This is a genomic window from uncultured Acetobacterium sp., assembly GCF_927416815.1.
Lineage (GTDB): Bacteria > Bacillota > Clostridia > Eubacteriales > Eubacteriaceae > Acetobacterium.
Genome location: NZ_CAKMJU010000015.1, coordinates 1 through 17,721 on the forward strand (window position 1 = coordinate 1; position 17,721 = coordinate 17,721).

The 17,721-nt window shown below is 44.1% G+C and carries 14 protein-coding genes, 1 tRNA gene and 1 pseudogene; all 16 read left to right on the forward strand.

Annotated features, from left to right (window positions below; genetic code table 11):
- Positions 1 to 370 (forward strand): annotated as a pseudogene (locus QZ998_RS02320) (molybdopterin molybdenumtransferase MoeA); the annotation flags it as partial.
- 44 nt (positions 371 to 414) lie between these two features.
- Complete coding sequence (locus QZ998_RS02325; RefSeq protein ID WP_296557677.1) at positions 415 to 2,355, forward strand: molybdopterin biosynthesis protein; 1,941 nt, start codon at positions 415 to 417, stop codon at positions 2,353 to 2,355.
- A 26-nt stretch (positions 2,356 to 2,381) separates the two neighbouring features.
- Positions 2,382 to 3,341: a GTP 3',8-cyclase MoaA gene (moaA, locus tag QZ998_RS02330; RefSeq protein WP_296557678.1), complete on the forward strand. Its 960-nt coding sequence runs from the start codon at positions 2,382 to 2,384 to the stop codon at positions 3,339 to 3,341.
- Between the two features lies 1 nt (position 3,342).
- Positions 3,343 to 3,840 (forward strand): cyclic pyranopterin monophosphate synthase MoaC, encoded by a 498-nt coding sequence (moaC, locus tag QZ998_RS02335; protein ID WP_296557679.1) that lies wholly within the window; start codon positions 3,343 to 3,345, stop codon positions 3,838 to 3,840.
- An 18-nt stretch (positions 3,841 to 3,858) separates the two neighbouring features.
- Complete coding sequence (locus QZ998_RS02340) at positions 3,859 to 4,296, forward strand: MOSC domain-containing protein (RefSeq protein WP_296557680.1); 438 nt, start codon at positions 3,859 to 3,861, stop codon at positions 4,294 to 4,296.
- 227 nt (positions 4,297 to 4,523) lie between these two features.
- Positions 4,524 to 4,712, forward strand: coding sequence for a hypothetical protein (locus tag QZ998_RS02345; protein WP_296557682.1), 189 nt, complete (start codon positions 4,524 to 4,526; stop codon positions 4,710 to 4,712).
- Positions 4,702 to 5,976, forward strand: coding sequence for a serine hydroxymethyltransferase (gene glyA / locus QZ998_RS02350; RefSeq protein WP_366512375.1), 1,275 nt, complete (start codon positions 4,702 to 4,704; stop codon positions 5,974 to 5,976). The genes QZ998_RS02345 and glyA overlap by 11 nt, the downstream gene beginning before the upstream one ends.
- Before the next feature lie 124 nt (positions 5,977 to 6,100).
- The gene (locus tag QZ998_RS02355) at positions 6,101 to 6,394 is read left to right on the forward strand and encodes a DUF1294 domain-containing protein (protein WP_296557685.1); all 294 of its coding nucleotides are present in this window, start codon (positions 6,101 to 6,103) and stop codon (positions 6,392 to 6,394) included.
- A gap of 93 nt (positions 6,395 to 6,487) precedes the next feature.
- Positions 6,488 to 6,572, forward strand: a tRNA-Leu gene (locus QZ998_RS02360).
- 194 nt (positions 6,573 to 6,766) lie between these two features.
- On the forward strand, positions 6,767 to 8,830 hold the full coding sequence (locus tag QZ998_RS02365; protein ID WP_296557686.1) for an N-6 DNA methylase: 2,064 nt from the start codon (positions 6,767 to 6,769) through the stop codon (positions 8,828 to 8,830).
- A gap of 59 nt (positions 8,831 to 8,889) precedes the next feature.
- Positions 8,890 to 10,224: a replication-associated recombination protein A gene (locus QZ998_RS02370; protein ID WP_296557687.1), complete on the forward strand. Its 1,335-nt coding sequence runs from the start codon at positions 8,890 to 8,892 to the stop codon at positions 10,222 to 10,224.
- Positions 10,225 to 10,256: 32 nt separating this feature from the next.
- Entirely contained in the window at positions 10,257 to 13,211 is a 2,955-nt protein-coding gene (locus QZ998_RS02375) for an insulinase family protein (RefSeq protein ID WP_296557688.1), read from the forward strand.
- 22 nt (positions 13,212 to 13,233) lie between these two features.
- A complete protein-coding gene (locus QZ998_RS02380; RefSeq protein WP_296557689.1) occupies positions 13,234 to 14,649 on the forward strand; it encodes a D-alanyl-D-alanine carboxypeptidase in 1,416 nt (471 codons plus the stop codon).
- A 236-nt stretch (positions 14,650 to 14,885) separates the two neighbouring features.
- On the forward strand, positions 14,886 to 15,899 hold the full coding sequence (locus tag QZ998_RS02385) for an energy-coupling factor ABC transporter permease (protein WP_296557690.1): 1,014 nt from the start codon (positions 14,886 to 14,888) through the stop codon (positions 15,897 to 15,899).
- A gap of 115 nt (positions 15,900 to 16,014) precedes the next feature.
- Positions 16,015 to 16,812: a cobalt ECF transporter T component CbiQ gene (cbiQ, locus tag QZ998_RS02390; protein ID WP_296557692.1), complete on the forward strand. Its 798-nt coding sequence runs from the start codon at positions 16,015 to 16,017 to the stop codon at positions 16,810 to 16,812.
- 13 nt (positions 16,813 to 16,825) lie between these two features.
- The gene (locus QZ998_RS02395; protein WP_296557693.1) at positions 16,826 to 17,557 is read left to right on the forward strand and encodes an ABC transporter ATP-binding protein; all 732 of its coding nucleotides are present in this window, start codon (positions 16,826 to 16,828) and stop codon (positions 17,555 to 17,557) included.
- The last annotated feature ends 164 nt before the right edge of the window (positions 17,558 to 17,721 follow it).

Consider the following 17,721-nt stretch of genomic DNA (forward strand, 5'->3'; position numbering starts at 1 on the left):
ACCGGGAAAGCCGACAATTTTAGGAACCGTTTCGCAAAAACCGGTGATCGGTTTACCGGGTCAGCCAGCGGCGGCCATCATGGTGATGATGATCGTGCTTCAGGAATTTATGAGCCGGTATTATGGCCAAGACCTTTTCAAATATCAGACCGTTTCGGGGGTTCTAATGGAAAATATCCATGCCGCCCCGGGCAGGCGGACCTTCCAGACTGTGGCGATTGCAAAATCCGAAAATGGTATTGAAGTTCGGCCAACCCACGGTAAATCCGGGATGATTACACTCTTATCCTATTCGGACGGATACCTGGAAATCACCGAAAATGAAGAAGGCAAAAATGCCGGGGATCAGGTTGAAGTGACCTTATTTTAGAAAGTACACAGCTATTATTAATTGCATCACAACGGGAGGGAAGAATGAATACCGAAAATACCGGAAAAAAAGAAGCACGAAATTTATATTTAAAAAATGAAGATCTGGATGCGGCCGTAGCTAAGTATCTGGCATTATTATCCTTTGCAGATGGGCAGCAAAAAGGCCGTTTATTGCCAGTAATCGAAGCCCAGGGATGGGTGACAAAGGAACCAGTTTTTGCAAAAATTTCATCACCTTATTATAATGCCTCGGCGATGGATGGCATCTGTGTGGAAGCAATGGCGATGATTGGGGTTGATGAGCGACATCCCCGGACGCTGGTAAAAGGAATTGATTTTAATTTTGTCGATACCGGCGATGTGATCGCCGATCCCTATAATGCGGTAGTGATGATTGAGGATGTGATCATTAAAAGTGACGATGAGATCACCATCAACAATCCGGTTTCGCTGTGGCAGAATGTCCGGCCGATTGGCGAAGATATCGTCGCCGGTGAACTGATTCTGCCGGCCTATCATCAGGTCCGACCGATCGATTTGGGCGCCCTTTTAGCTGGCGGTATTACTGAAATTGAAGTGCTGAATAAACCCCGGGTGGGGATTATCCCCACCGGAACCGAACTGGTAGAAGCCGGAGCAGCCATGGCAGTGGGAAAAATCGTCGATTCTAATACCCATATGTTTGTCGGTCTGGTCAAGGAATGCGGCGGTCAAGCCGAACGCTATCAGCCGGTACGGGATGACTATGAGCTGATTAAAAAGGCGATTGTCAAAGCCGTTGAAGAAAACGATATGGTGCTGATTTCGGCCGGTTCTTCGGCCGGAACTGAAGATTATACCCGCAGCTTGATCGAAGAACTGGGTGAAGTGGTGGTTCACGGGGTGGCCATTAAACCGGGAAAACCAGTTGTTTTGGGAATCGTGCAGGGGAAACCGGTAATCGGCATTCCCGGCTATCCGGTTTCTGCCTACTTTGTCTTTGAAAGCTTTGTTAAGCCAGTGATTTTGGCCTGTAACCATCAGACCTTGACAGACGGGGTTACCATTAAAGCGGTGCTGTCCAAACGGCTGATGTCGTCGCTGAAATATTTGGAGTTTGTCCGGATGAAGTGCGGCCGGGTCAATCAACGATTCGTGGCAACGCCACTGGATCGTGGTGCTGGGGTGACGATGTCACTGGTCAACGCCGACGGTATTTTAAAAATCCCTAAAAATGTCGAAGGCTATGACGCCGGCGAAGAGGTCGAGCTGATTCTGATGCGTCCCCGCGAAGAAATTGAAAATACCCTGGTTTCGATTGGCAGTCACGATGTGCTGATGGATATCGTCGCCAATATCATCCATAAAAATAAGCAACTGGTCAACCTGTCCTCAGCTCATGTGGGTAGTCTGGGGGGGATTATGGCGATCAAAAAGGGCGAATGCCATATTGCGCCAATCCATCTGCTCGATGAGGAAAGCGGGATTTACAATCTTCCCTATTTAAAACGTTACCTGGCCGATCAAACAGTGGTATTGATCAAAGGTGTTAAACGCACCCAGGGGATGATCATCCCTAAAGGTAATCCTAAGAACATTCAGGGCATTGCCGATCTGATCCGGCCGGATTTAAGTTTTGTCAATCGCCAGCGTGGCTCGGGAACCCGGGTGCTACTCGATTATTTATTAAAAGTAAATAAGCTTGATGGCAGTCAGGTGTTGGGTTATACCCGCGAAATGAACACCCATATGATGGTCGCTTCAGCTGTCAAATCCGGCTCTTGCGATGTTGGTATCGGGGTTTTATCGGCCGCCAATATGATGGAGCTGGATTTTATCCCGATCGGTGACGAAGCCTATGATTTTGTGGTTTTAAAGGAGAATTTGGAGGATCCCCGGGTGCAGATATTCATCAAAATACTTAAATCTCAAGAATTCAAAGATTCCTTGGAGCGGCTGGGGGGATATAGCCTGGAACAGCCGGGAGAGTTAGTTGAACCCTAGACATCAGGGGAGAAAGCAGGAAGCAGATGAAGGATCATTATGGAAGAAAAATAAATTACATGCGTATCTCGATCACCGATTTATGCAATTTAAGATGTATCTATTGTATGCCCGAAGAGGGGATTGAGAAACATCCTCATCGGAAAAACCTGTCCTTTGAAGAAATTCTTGAGCTCATTGAAGCTGGGGTTTCACTAGGGGTCAATAAGATTCGGCTAACCGGGGGGGAACCACTGGTGCGCCATGGAATTGTCGATTTGGTCAGAAGAATCGGAGAAATCCCCGGGATTGAGGATCTTACCATGACTAGCAATGGGATCCTCTTGCCTAAATACGCCAAAGATTTAAAAGCAGCCGGTTTAACCCGGGTGAATATCAGCCTGGATACCTTTGACCCGGTCAAGTTTCATGAAATTACCCGGTGGGGTCAGCTCGAAGATGTTTTTGCCGGGATAGCGGCGGCCAAGGCAGTGGGGATGCATCCGATAAAAATCAACACGGTGCTGATTAAGGGGTTTAATGACAATGAAATCGAAACCTTTGTGAATTATACTAGAGATGAAGCGGTTGATGTGCGGTTTATTGAACTGATGCCCTTGGGTGAATCCAGCGGTTTTGCCGAAAACAAGTACCTATCCAATGATGAGGTATTAAAACGAATGCCAGATTTAACTCCGCTTTTAGAACCGGATAAAACCGGACCAGCAGAATATTATCAGCTGCCCGGAGCCAAGGGTAGAGTGGGGCTGATCAATCCGATTAGCAAGCATTTCTGCAGCGAATGCAATCGGATTCGGGTAACCACTGACGGTAAGATCAAACCCTGTCTCCATTCGGATTATGAGATTGACCTGGTAGCGCTGCGAAAGTCTGGAAAAACTTATCAAGAAATCCTATTACAGGCGATCAATGAAAAACCGGAAAAACATCATATCAATGAAGATGAAAAGCAATTACTCAGAAATATGAACGAAATTGGAGGATGACATGGACAAAGAAATCTTAGAGTTCACCCATTTTAATGACGCGGGTCGCAGTAAGATGGTTGACGTTACTGAGAAAAAAAGCACGCAGCGGGTAGCCATTGCCAAAGGTGCTATCACCATGAAAAAAGAGACCTTGCAAAAAGTCATTGACGGGCAGATGAAAAAGGGCGATGTTTTGGGAGTCGCTCAAATTGCCGGAATTATGGGCGTTAAGCGGACGGCCGACTTGATCCCGATGTGTCATAATATTTTTATTTCCGGCAGTGACATTGATTTTGAAATCGATGAGCTGAATTCCCGAATTCTAATCGAAGCGACGGTTAAAAACAGCGGCCAAACCGGCGTCGAAATGGAGGCTCTAACGGCGGTTTCAGTGGCCGCCCTGACCATCTATGATATGTGTAAGGCGGTGGACAAAGAAATGACTATTGAGACGATCTATCTGGCAAAAAAAACCGGCGGAAAATCCGGCGAGTTTATTAATCCCAACCATCAATAAAAAAACAGGAGAAAGCTAATGAGTGGAAAAGTAATTGCAATTAATATCAGTGAGAAAAAAGGTGTCATGAAAAAACCGATTCCGGTCGGTAATTTTATTGAGGATTTTGGCCTGGAAGGCGATGCCCACGCTGGGAAATGGCATCGGCAGGTCAGCCTTCTCGGCCAGGAGAGTATCGATAAAATGATCGCAATGGGTGCGGCGGGGCTATGTGCCGGTAATTTTGCCGAAAACATTACTACCGAGGGAATCTGTGTATATGAACTGCCGGTGGGAACCAAGTTAAAAATCGGAGAAACGCTTCAGGAAGTTACTCAGATCGGCAAAGAATGCCATTCCGGCTGCGAAATTGCTCAGCAGGTGGGGGATTGTGTCATGCCAAGAGAAGGGATCTTTACCATTATCCTGGAAGGTGGTACCATCAAAGCCGGAGATGCCATCGAGGTTGTCGAGTAGTCAGAGCAACAATCAATTAATTGGCACCAGATTAATAGTCAAATATTGCCAGATTTATGGGATTGTAAAGCATTGATCGAAAAAACTTAAAATTCTTCCAGCGATTTAACAAATTGCAAAAAATGATAGAATCTAGCTTGCATTATCAGAATTTAATGTTACAATAGTAAATGTTATCGCCGCACAAGTGTCTTTCGTACAAAGACAGTCGCCTAATGGAGGACAATATGAATCAATTTATAAATAGTATGGCCGGAGTGGCCTGGAGTATCATCCCGATATTGCTGATCTTCTTTTTGATGTCAGGTATCATGTTTGTTTTTTATTTCAAAGTGAAAATTGAAGAAATATCGGTCTATTTAAAAAGTATTGCAGCTTCCCTCGAAAGGCTCTCAAATCGGCGAAATGACTACTAGAAAGAGTTTTATGGAGGAATTTATGTTTTTTGAAAAAGTAAAAGTTGCAGATCCTGAGATCTATGAACTCATGGAAAAGGAATTGCATCGACAACAAAGTCATTTAGAGCTCATCGCCTCTGAAAACTTCGTATCGGACGCAGTGATGTTTGCTATGGGAAGCCATTTAACCAATAAATATGCCGAAGGAACCCCAGGACACCGTTTTTACGGTGGCTGTGTTCACGTGGATACCATTGAGCAGGTTGCCATTGATCGTGCTAAAGCATTGTTTGGTGCCGAGCATGCCAATGTCCAGCCGCACTCCGGCGCCCAGGCAAATACCGCAGTTTACATGGGGATTTTAAAACCCGGGGATACGGTTTTAGGGATGCGCCTGGATCAGGGCGGGCATTTAACCCATGGTAGCCCGGCCAATCTGTCAGGGATATATTATAATTTCATATCTTATGGTGTCGATCAGATAACGGAAACCATCGATTATGATGAAATAGAAAAACTGATCAAAGACCATCAGCCCAAATTGGTGGTGGTCGGAGCCAGTTCTTACCCCCGAGCCATTGACTTTGAACGAATTTCAAAGATGACCAAGGCCGCCGGTTGTTTTCTGATGGTGGATATGGCTCATATTGCTGGTCTGGTAGCAGCTGGACAACATCAAAGTCCCGTACCTTATGCTGACTTTGTCACGACCACCACTCACAAAACCTTAAGAGGCCCAAGAGGGGGCATTATTTTATGCAAACAGGAATATGCCAAACTGATTGATAAAGGCGTGTTTCCAGGTACCCAGGGCGGTCCCCTGGAGCACATGATCGCCGCCAAGGCGGTAGCCTTTAAAGAAGCCGCAACGCCAGAATTTAAGGCCTACCAGGAACAGGTGGTCAAGAATGCCAAAGTACTGGCAGCTGCCCTTGAAAATCGGGGTTTTCGGATTGTTTCCGGTGGAACCGACAATCACCTGATGCTGCTTGATGTCAGCAAGGTTGGCCTGACCGGAAAAGAAGCCGATGAAACGCTTGGAAAAGTCAATATCACTGCTAACAAAAATGCCATTCCTTATGATAAGGAAAGTCCTTTTGTCACCAGCGGAATCCGCGTTGGTACCCCAGCCATTACCACCCGGGGTCTGGTTGAGGCTGACATGGAAGTGGTAGCTGATGCCATTGAAGCGGCGCTGATTAAAAAAGACATGGAACTGGCACTTGAAAAAGTCGCCTTTTTAACCGAAAAATATCCCTTATATCCGGGACTGATGGGCTAAGAAGTAAAAAGAAGCAAATAAGATCAAAGCAGATCATTTTAAAAACCGGGGTTTGTTGAGTCAAGTCCCGGTTTTTTATTAAGACAAGCCTGGTTAAAAAAAGAATAAGAAAGAGCAGGAAAACATGAACACTTTCATCTATTACAGCGTTCTTTATTTAATCGCAATAAATCTAATCACCTTTTTCTTTTTCAGGAACGACAAAAAACGTTCAAAAAAGGAGGCCTGGCGGATTCCAGAAAAAACGTTAATGGGATTATGTCTGATTGGTGGTTCAATTGGTGGACTTCTGGGAATGCGGCTTTTTCATCATAAAACAAAACACTTTTTATTTGCCTGGGGAATCCCGATTATTTTGATTCTTCAGATCGGACTGAGCCTGTTTCTTTTGTTAGGCGGATTGAATCAGCTGTTTTGATATAAATAGGGTAGGTCAGAAAAAAAGATGTATTCAGGGCTTGACAATTCTTTGAAAAGAGAGTATTCTATAGTGGTGTTCAAAATGATTTATGCGAGAGTGTTGGAACTGGCAGACAAGCACGTTTCAGAGGCGTGTGTCGCAAGGCGTACGGGTTCGACTCCCGTCTCTCGCACCATTTAGAATTTACAAAAACGGCTATTGACGCCGTTTTTTTTATGTCGTAAATTAATGTTATCGCGTATGGCATTAATCTTGGTGGTTTGTTTTTTATTCTAAATCGTTTATTTCAGCCTTTTCTTTATCTTTTTCAGACAAATGATGTTATAATAACCAAATGACACGAACATCAATTAAATGAAAGAGGTTTTAATGAAGTTTCAGGAGATTTCAGATAAGCTGACACAATTTATAAATCGTTACAATTACCTGGCTGAGAATCGACGTGCCAATGTGCTTTTTTTACTCGCTTGTATTGTTTTAAAATATCTAGCGGACAATCAGCGCCTTGATTTTGAAGCCCATCAAAATGATATCAAAAAGAACTTTACCCTAAACTATATCCTGGGGCTCTGGCAGGGAAAGCCCCTTCAGGTGACTTTCTGGGAGCAAGAGCCGGGAGATCCCCAGCCGATTGGGAACGAGATCTGGGATTGGATCTGTGATCTGATCACTGCCACACCCTCTTTGGTCGGCGAGAATCCGGGGCTGATCGGCAGCCTTTACGAAGCAAGTCTGCTGATCAATCATAAGAAAAATCACGGTATCTTTTATACCCCGGAGAACATTGCCACTTATATGGCTGCCAATGTTTTGGGATCAAGCAAAATAGGGGATAAACTTGAAGAAATCCGGATATTGGACCCAGCTTGTGGGAGTGGATCCCTATTAAGTGCTGTTTATGATGTGATTATTTCAAAAAATGGCGAGTTAAGTCCCGATGAGAAAGCGGCACAGCATCGCCAGTTGCTAGAAACTGGTCTGCTGGGCGTGGATCGGGATCCGATTGCCTGCCTGGTGACCCGGCTGATCCTAACCTTAAAAGGAACAGAGTACGTCAAACCTCTGGGAGTTTTTTGCGGCGATATTCTTATCGATGAATTAGTAAAACCGAAGTCGGTCGATGTGGTAATCGGCAACCCGCCCTATGTGGGACACAAGGAAATCCAGGCCGACTATATGAAACTGCTAAAAAACCGCTATGGTGAGGTGTACCGGGACAAGGGCGATCTTTCCTATTGTTTTATCTACCGGGGCTGGGAACTGCTAAAAGCTGAAGGACAATTAATCCATATCACCTCCCGTTATTTTATCGAGGCCTTTTATGGAAAACCATTGCGAGCCTTTATCAGGAAAGCTTTTGCGATTGAGGAAATTGTCGACTTTAACGGTTTACGGGTTATTGAAGGGGTTGGAGTTGATCCAGCCATTATTAGACTAACCAAAGAAAACCAGATCGATGACGGTCAAACCATTCAGATTAAGCGCTTCTTGATCAAAAACCATAAAGCCGAAAGCTATCCCAAATTGATCCAATCACTAAATCAAAAAAATTGGCAAAGCGATCTTTATGAGTCGTTTGAACTATTGCAAGCCAGGCTAAGTGATGATTCCTGGCGGCTTTATTCGCCAGTTACGCAGGGGATCATTGAAAAAATTGAGAAAAAAACACCATTCAACCTGGATAATGTTGTCCAGAGTTTTCAGGGTATTATTACCGGCAATGACAAGGCCTTTATTTTTGAACAAACTGATCTGGCACTTCGTGCCTTTGATCCGGTCTTTTTAAAACCCTGGATCAAAAACAAGGACGTTAAGGCCTACCAGGTAACAAAACCGCAAAAGAAAATCCTCTATACCAACAAGATAAGGGACATTGATTTGTACCCGGAGGTGGTAGCCCATCTGGAAAAATACCGGGAAAAGCTTAAAAACCGCCGGGAATGCAAAAACGGCAAGCTGGCCTGGTATAAGCTTCAATGGGGACGGGATCCGGATCATTTTGAAGGGCGAAAAATCGTCTTCCCCTATAAGGCAACTCAAAATCGTTTTGCCATTGATGAAAATAGATGTTATTTCAGTGCCGATGTTTATGGAATGATTCTCAAACCGCGGCTGTACCACCAGGTTACGGAGGAGTTTCTGGTGATGCTTTTAAACAGTCGGCTGTATAATTATTATTTTAAGTCCTACGGGAAAAAACTGGGAGACAAGCTTTATGAATATTATCCAAACACCCTGCTGCGGCTGGGAATACCGGACATAAAAGATGATACTATTAAGTTTTTTAAAGATACTTATGATAAAATTGTAGAATTAAATGAAAATGGAAACACTGCCGAATCTGGCAAGATGCTTGCTGAAATCGACCGGTGGTTCTATGATTTTTTTGAGTTAAGCCAGACAGAAATAGCCGTGATTGAAACGAACCGGTAATTATGAATGGATCAGCAGTTTTGTAATACCAGAATAAAATGCTATCGTGAAAGGACATTATGCAGGAAAGTTTTTTCAACCAGAATTATGAAGGCCAGATCGCCGATAATGCACCCCTTGCGGTAAGAATGCGACCCCAGACACTGGCCGAATTTGTCGGTCAACAGCATATCATTGGCCGGGGGAAACTCTTGTATCGGCTGATAGAAGCGGACAAACTATCCTCGGTGGTCTTTTACGGACCGCCGGGCACCGGCAAGACCTCATTGGCAAAAATTATTGCCAACCGTACCAATGCAGTGTTTTATGAGCTGAACGCGGTCACTTCGGGGAAAAAAGAAATCACTGAGATACTGGATAAGGCCAAAAACAATCTAGGCGTTTATAATAAAAAATCGATCCTCTTTATTGACGAGATCCATCGCTTTAATAAGGCGCAACAGGATGCGCTTTTACCCAGCGTCGAAAAAGGGCTGGTGACCCTGATTGGGGCGACTACCGAAAACCCCTATTTTGAAATTAACTCGCCGCTGTTATCCCGTTCCACCATTTTTGAGTTTTACAATCTGACCCCGGGAGACATCCGTGATGTGATAAAACGAGCGATCAATGATCGTGACCGGGGTTATGGGGTGATGAAAATTAAGTGTGATCCAGACGCCCTTGATCATTTTGCTGAGGTGGCTAATGGCGATGTCCGCCGTGCCTTGAACGCCCTGGAGTTAGGGATTCTGACGGTCGATAAAAACGAAGCCGGATTCATTCATATTGATTTGGAAACAGCTCAGGAGTGTATCCAGCAACGAGCCGTCCAATATGATAAAAATGGTGATAATCATTACGATACCATTTCGGCCTTTATCAAGAGTATCCGGGGTTCCGATCCCGATGCGGCGCTTTACTGGATGGCCAAAATGATTACGGCGGGAGAAGACCCCAAGTTTATTGCCCGTCGGATTGTCATCTCAGCCTCAGAGGATATCGGCAATGCCGAACCGCTGGCTTTAACGGTAGCAATGGCTGCTGCCGATGCGGTGCAGTTTATCGGCATGCCGGAAGCCCGGATTAATTTGGCCCAGGCAGTGGTTTTTCTGGCCTGCGCACCAAAAAGCAATGCCTCCTATCTGGCAGTCGACGCCGCCATTGATGCGGTCAAGCATATCTCAAACAGCAATGTTCCGGCTCATTTGCAGGATACCCATTATTCTGGCAGTAAAAAATTGGGTCGCGGCATGACCTACCAATACCCCCATAATTATCCCGGCCACTATGTCAAACAGCAGTATCTGCCGGATGATCTAGTCGGTACTCATTTTTATGAACCGACGGAAATGGGTTATGAACGCAAAATGAAGGAATATCTTAAGAAAAATGGAATAATCGAAATAGAATAGATACAATAAAATAAATACAGAAGGAGCGACATTTGAAAAAAGAATTACTAGAACAACAACAAAAAATGTTTAAACTGGAAGAAAATATCCACGGGTTTATCTTGAATAAAGAAGAATTTGTGGATGAAATAGATGGCTTCGCGCGAACCTTTGTCCATCAAAAAACCGGAGCCCGATTAGTGTATATATCAGCCGACGATGATAATAAGGTTTTTTCAATCAGCTTTCGGACACCGTCTACCGACAGCACCGGGGTGCCCCATATTCTCGAGCATTCGGTTTTATGCGGATCAAAAAAATACCCGGTCAAGGAACCCTTTGTTGAGTTAGCTAAAGGATCGCTAAACACCTTTCTCAATGCGATGACCTATCCCGATAAAACGATGTACCCGATTGCCAGCACCAATGCCAAAGATTTTATGAATCTGATGGATGTTTATCTGGATGCAGTTTTTTATCCCAATATTTATGAAAACCCCTATACCTTCTTGCAGGAAGGCTGGCACTATCACATTGAAAATGCGGACGATCCGATTATCTACAATGGGGTGGTTTATAATGAAATGAAGGGTGCCTTCTCCAATCCGGAAGAATTGCTGCAGAATAAGATTTTTGAATCCCTTTATCCGCAGTCCTGTTACCGCTTCGAATCCGGCGGAGATCCGGACGTGATACCAGAACTGACCTATGCTGATTTTCTGGACTTCCATAAAAAATATTACCATCCCTCTAATAGCTATATTTATCTTTATGGCGATGGCGATGTCCGGGCGCACTTGAAATACCTTAATGAGGAATATCTTAGTGGCTTTGAAAAACAGCGAGTTGATAGTGAGATCATGGCTCAGCCGCCGCTTAAAAATCGGACAGAATTGCGGACATCCTATGGGGTCTCAAAAGAAGAATCACTGGAGAATAAAGACTATCTGGCTCTTTCCGTGGTGCTGGGTGATAAATTATCTTATGAAGATGCCCTGGCCTTTGATATTCTAGCTCATATCATATTGAATAATAATTCGTCGCCGTTAAAAGAAGCCTTACTGGATTTAAAAATTGCTGAAGATGTCAGCTACCATTACAGCAGTTCGCTTAGACAACCCTATTTTTCGATTGTCCTTAAAAATACCGAGGAAAAACATCGCGACTTATTTGTCAATACGGTTGAGACAGTGCTAAATAAGCTGGCAAATGAGGGTCTTGATCCCCTTAGCGTCGAAGCGGGCATCAATATCCATGAATTTTCCCACATTGAAGGAGAATACGGTTCCTATCCCAAAGGTCTGATTTATGGGATCGAAATGATGGATGACTGGCTCTATGGTGACGACCCGATCGCCTACCTTAAATACAAGGCAGCTTTTAAAAAATTCAAGGACAGCTGGAAAGACGGTTACTTTGAAAAACTGCTCAAACGGATGTTAATTGACAATACTCACCAAACTTTGGTGACAATTGTACCGGATAATACCTTGCAGGAAAAAGCCGATCAGGCGTTAGTTGAAAAACTGGCGGCTTTTAAAGCCAGTCTGACCCCGGCAGGACTCCAGGCGCTGGTTGATGAAACCCAAACCCTGATCCAAAAACAAAATGAAGAGGATGCTCCGGAAGATCTGGAGAAAATTCCGAAGCTGTCGCTGGCAGATATCAGTCGCACTGGCCGAACCTACCCTCTGGAAGTGACCGAAGTGCTCGATACCACACTGTTATATCACTCAGGTTTTACTGGTGGGATTTCCTATTTAAAACTTTATTTTGATTACAGCGAGCTGCCCCAGGAAGATCTTAAATATTTATCGCTGATGTGTAAAATGCTGGGTAGTCTCAGCACCGAAACGATGGATTTCCGGAGACTGAGTCAGGAAATTGAAATTCATACCGGCGGTCTGTCCTTTGGAATTGAGTCCTATGATGATGTTCATCATTTTGGCGATTTTACCTCCAATTGCTATGTTAAGGGTAAAGCGGTTGCTGAAAATATTCCGACCCTGATTGATATTATGACCGACGTGATTACCAAGACCCGTTATCAGGAAAAAAACCTGATCCACGATATGATCCGGGAAATCAAGACCCACAAGGAGAGTCAGTTCTTAACCGCCGGCCATGTCGTTGGGGTGCAACGGCTACAGTCCTACTATTCTCAGTCGGCACGGCTGTTTGAAGAGTTTGGCGGGATTGAGTTCTATCGTTTTATTGCTGATCTGGAAGCAAATTTCGAAGAAAGATTTGAAGCGCTGGCCGAAAAATTGACCAGCATTGCGGCATTGGTTTTCAACCAAAAAAAACCGCTGATCAGCATCACCGGTACTGAAGAAATCCGCGATCGGACTTTGGTTGCCCTGAGTTCTTATGTTTCAAGGTTGGCTCCCCAAAAAGCGACAAAAAATGCCTTTGCCTTTGATACTGAAATTGCCAACGAAGGTTTTTTAACGGCGGCCAAGATTCAATATGTTTCCCAGGGCTATAATATCAGAGCTTTAGGATACCAATACGCCGGGTCTCAACTAGTCTTAAAAGGCATTCTTTCAATGGACTATCTCTGGAACCGGGTTAGGGTTCAGGGTGGTGCTTATGGTGCCTTTATCAGTATCGGCCGCGGTGGCGACCTGTATTTTGGATCCTACCGGGATCCTAAACTGAAAAAAACCTTTGAAGCCTATCAGGGTGTTGTTGATTATATCAATCAGCTTGATCTCTCAGAGCGCGAGTTGGAAAAGTATATCATTGGAACCATCAGCAGCAAGGATGTTCCGCTGAGCGCCTCGGTGAAAGGTGAAATCGCGGACAATTTCTATTTCAGTGGCGTTACCGCCGCAGATCTGCAAAAAGAGCGGGATGAAATTTTAGAAACCACTGTTGAACAATTAAAAAGCTATGCAAAAATGATTGCGGCAGTGCTGGAAAAAAATGCCATCTGTGTTTTAGGCAGTGAAGAAGCAATCAATGAAGAAAAGGAATTGTTTAAAGTGACCCGCTATATCAAATAGCTGCTTTGAGGGGAGAGGGGATATGAAAAGAAAAGTAGGATTATTGTTGATTCTTAGCCTAGTCTTTTGCACACCTGGTGTTTTGGCAGCAGGCTTGCCGGCCTATGGCGTTGATGAGGGTGTAGTTATTTATGAAGTGAATAGCGGCGATATTCTTTTTGCGCAAAAGCAGAATGAAAAGTTCTATCCGGCCAGTACCACCAAACTGATGACAGCACTGGTGGCGATTGAGAACGGTGATCTCAACGAGAATATTACTGTCGGTACTGAAATTTTATATTTGGATGCAGACAGCAGTACCGCAGGTCTTGAGGAAGAAGAGGTGCTGCCCCTTAACGAATTGCTCTATGCTTTGTTGTTGCCTTCCGGAAATGATGCGGCAGAAACGATCGCTGTGAACATTGGCCGAAAAATTGCCGGGGATGGTTCAATCAGTTCTGATAAAGCCTATGAAACATTTATTGCAGCCATGAATAAGAAGGCCAAGGATCTGGGAATGACCGCCAGCAATTTTACTAATCCCCACGGACTGCACAATGATAATCATTTTACAACCCCGGCGGATTTGCTGATTTTGGCGAAAGCTGCCTTTGCTGAGACCACCATCAAGGCGATCACGCGAGCCAAGGTTCATGAGGTTCAAACGAATAAAAATAAGCACCGGTGGAATAATTCCAATCTCTTGTTGTATGCCAATTTCAATGAGTTATCTGAAGATTTTCGGGTTGCCAATGATCTGTCAGGAACTAATACGGTTTTTAATGGTTACGCAACCAGCGGCAAAACGGGTTTTACTGAAGAGGCAAACAGGTGCCTGGTTTTTGAAGGGGAAGGTAACGATAAGAAAATGATCGGTATTATCCTCAATGCTGATCAGACGACAATTTACAGAGCGGCCAGTGATACCATCAATGCGGTCGTCAAGGAGTATGAGTTACTAGAATGGTCAGACCCTGAAGATGAAGACCGAGTAGTGCAGGTGGTTAACTACCATGTCTTTGACGGAAATAAACTCAAGTACAAGACCCATGATCCATTGGTGACGGCGGTGCTCGAGGCTGAACAGGGTAATTATACAGCCAAGGTTAAGTGGGACGAAACCAAGCTAATTGGCGACGAAACCCTGGCAAACCTGGAGGCAGACATCAAGGAGGGTGAACAGCTTGGTGAATTGCAGGTATACAATGGCGAAACCTTTGTCGAGGCTACGCCAGTCTATGCCGTCAAAGCCATGAAAGCCAGAAACTGGACCGATTATCCGATCCTTTACTGGTATGTGACGATCATTGTGATTCTGATTCTGCTGGCCATTTTACGGATCATGTTTGTCCAGTTTATGCGCAAAAATAACATCAGATATAAAAAGATTAAAATCAAAAAAAAGGCCAATTCTTCTGGCAGCAGATCTTCTCGTCAGCCACCAAAGCGCAGACGTTAGATTTAGCGGTATTATATTGATGGAGTCTGTCAGCAAAGACGACAGACTCCAATTATTTTCGCTTGACATGTATAGACAAGTGACTTATAATTTAGATAGTATTTAAGCATTGAAGTGCAGAATACGAATCAATTTTAAGATACGAAAATGATGCCATGAAGGTATTTCCAGAGTTGAAACTCAGGAGGTGTGCTTCGTGTTTTTTGTATAATTTTAAATTTTGAGGAGGTTTTATTATGCACATGGCAGATGCTTTAGTTTCTCCAGCAGTTGGAGGAATCATGCTTGCGGCTAGCGCCGGAGCAATCGCCTATTCGGCGTATAAATGTAAAGACGATTTAGATGAAAAAAAGATCCCGTTAATGGGTGTTATGGGAGCCGTGATTTTTGCCGGACAAATGATTAATTTCACCATTCCCGGAACCGGTTCGAGTGGACATATTGGCGGGGGGATTTTACTGGCAGCCCTATTGGGACCATTTCCCGCCTTTCTAACCCTAACAGCGGTATTATTGATTCAGGCCTTATTTTTTGCTGATGGCGGGCTTTTGGCCACCGGAGCAAATATCTGGAACCTCGGTTTTTATGCCTGTTTACTAGTGTACCCCTTTATCTTTAAACCGATTGTTAAAAAAGGATTGACACCGACCCGGATCACCGTCGCATCTGTGGTTTCGGTTATTATTGCCCTAACCCTCGGTGCCATTTCGGTGGTGCTACAAACGCTGGCTTCGGGGATTACTGAATTGCCGATGGCAACCTTTATGGGCATGATGATTCCGATTCATCTGGCCATTGGTCTGATTGAAGGGATTGTTACCGGCGGAATTTTAGTCTTTATCTATAAAATGAGACCGGAATTGCTGGAATCATCGATGGATAACAAAAAACTACCTCAAAGCTTGTCAATTAAAAAGGTTTTAGGGGTTTTACTGGTTTTTGCAGTGGTAGTCGGTGGCGGTTTATCACTCTTTGCTTCGGCCAATCCGGATGGTTTGGAATGGGCTCTGGAAAATGTCGCTGGAACGGCCGAACTGGAAACTTCGGGGAGTGCCTATGACAACGCGGCGGGGATTCAGGAAAGCACTGCCTTTCTGCCAGATTACAGTTTCAAATCAACTGACGGTGAAGGCTCGGTCGCTGGAACCAGTGTTTCCGGTATTGTTGGAGCAGGAATTACCTTACTTCTGGCTGGTGGAACCGGTTATCTGATTTATGCTGTCAAACGCAGAAAAGAAAAAGCAGCATAGCGAGATAATACTAATTGAAATGACAATCTTTATATGATAACATTAACAATAGTTTACTTGATAACCTCTGTTTAGCAACAGAGGTTATTTAATATTTAAGTGAAAGGTAGCCCTAATGTCAACAATTACCGACTCGATGAATACAATCAATTCCCTTGAGGAAATGGCCGATGGCAATACGGTTATCCATCATCTCCATCCGATGGTTAAGCTGATAACTACGATGCTCTATCTGGTACTGGTTATTTCCTTTAATCCTTTTAATATAACTGGACTGATGGTGTTTGCCTTTTATCCGGTGATTTTAATGGCACTGTCCGAAATTCCTTACAAACCTCTGTTGAAACGGCTTTTGGTAGCCTTGCCCTTTTCTTTTTTTGCTGGTTTATCCAATATTTTCTTTAATCAGCAACTGGCGCTGATGATTGGACCGGTTCCCCTTAGTTTTGGCTTTATCTCCTTTATTTCAATTATGGTTAAGACCATCTTTACGGTTATGGCGGTGCTGATTCTGATCGCTACCACCTCATTGCCAAAAATTTCTTATCAGTTGTTGTCAATCAAAGTGCCTAAGATTATTGTCGAGCAAATCATGCTGACCTATCGATATATTTCGGTGTTGCTCGAACAAGTCTCAAATATGTATACCGCCTATATTTTAAGAGCACCGGATTCAAAGGGGATCAAAATGAAGGATATGGGTATCTTTGTGGGACAATTATTATTAAAAAGTTTTGACCGCGCCGAGAGTATTTATGTGGCGATGAAATGTCGCGGTTATGATGGCAATTATCTTTATGCCAAACCCAGTCCGATTCAAAAGGTCGATTGGTTGTACCTGATTTTAGTATCAGGTATTTTGTCTGTGATGCGATTTTTTGATCTGAGCCAGTTTATCGGCAGTTTTTTATAATGAGGAGTTCTTAATGCTAGAAATAAGTAAGTTAAACTATGCCTACCCTGACGGTCATCAGGCCATCCGGGATGTAAATCTAAAAATTAATGAGGGTGAGAGCATTGCCCTGGTGGGCGCTAACGGAGCCGGGAAATCGAGCTTGTTCAAGCTGATCATCGGTATTTCCGAGATCAAAGACGGATCGATTAGTGTTGAAGAATTGCCAGTCGAAAAAAAAACGCTAAAAGATATTCGCCGCAAAGTTGGGATGGTATTTCAAAACCCTGATGATCAATTGTTTATGACAAAGGTTTATGATGATATTGCCTTTGGTCCGCGAAATGAATTGCTCGATGAACACGTGGTTGAAGAGCGGGTGGTCACTGCACTGGAACAGCTGGGGATTGTGCATCTCCGGGATCGGATGCCGCATCGTTTATCCGGCGGTGAAAAACGGGTCATTGCGATTGCTTCGGTACTAGCCATGAATCCCCGGATTATTTTGTTTGACGAGCCGACTTCTTTTCTGGATCCCCAGGCCAGACGAAATGTCATTAATACCCTTGACTCCCTGAAAATGACCAAAATTATTGCCACCCATGATCTCGACATGGCTCTTGATATTTGTGATCGGGTGATTATTTTACACCACGGCAGCGTGTTTGCCGATGGCACCGTTAAAGACATTTTGCTGGATGAGACACTCTTGTCTCAATGTCATCTGGAGCTGCCGCTGTGTATGCAAAAACCACGGATTCGATAAAATAGTCGGGAAGAAGTAGTAGCGACTAAACGGATTCACGATTGTCATGCTGCAACAAGCCGCATTGACGCCCTTAAAGCTTGATATGATCAGGCTTTTTTGCATTGAGGGGCAGTTTAGAATGACCGAATGATGCTTAACAGCCGTTCTTCATAAATTTGTTT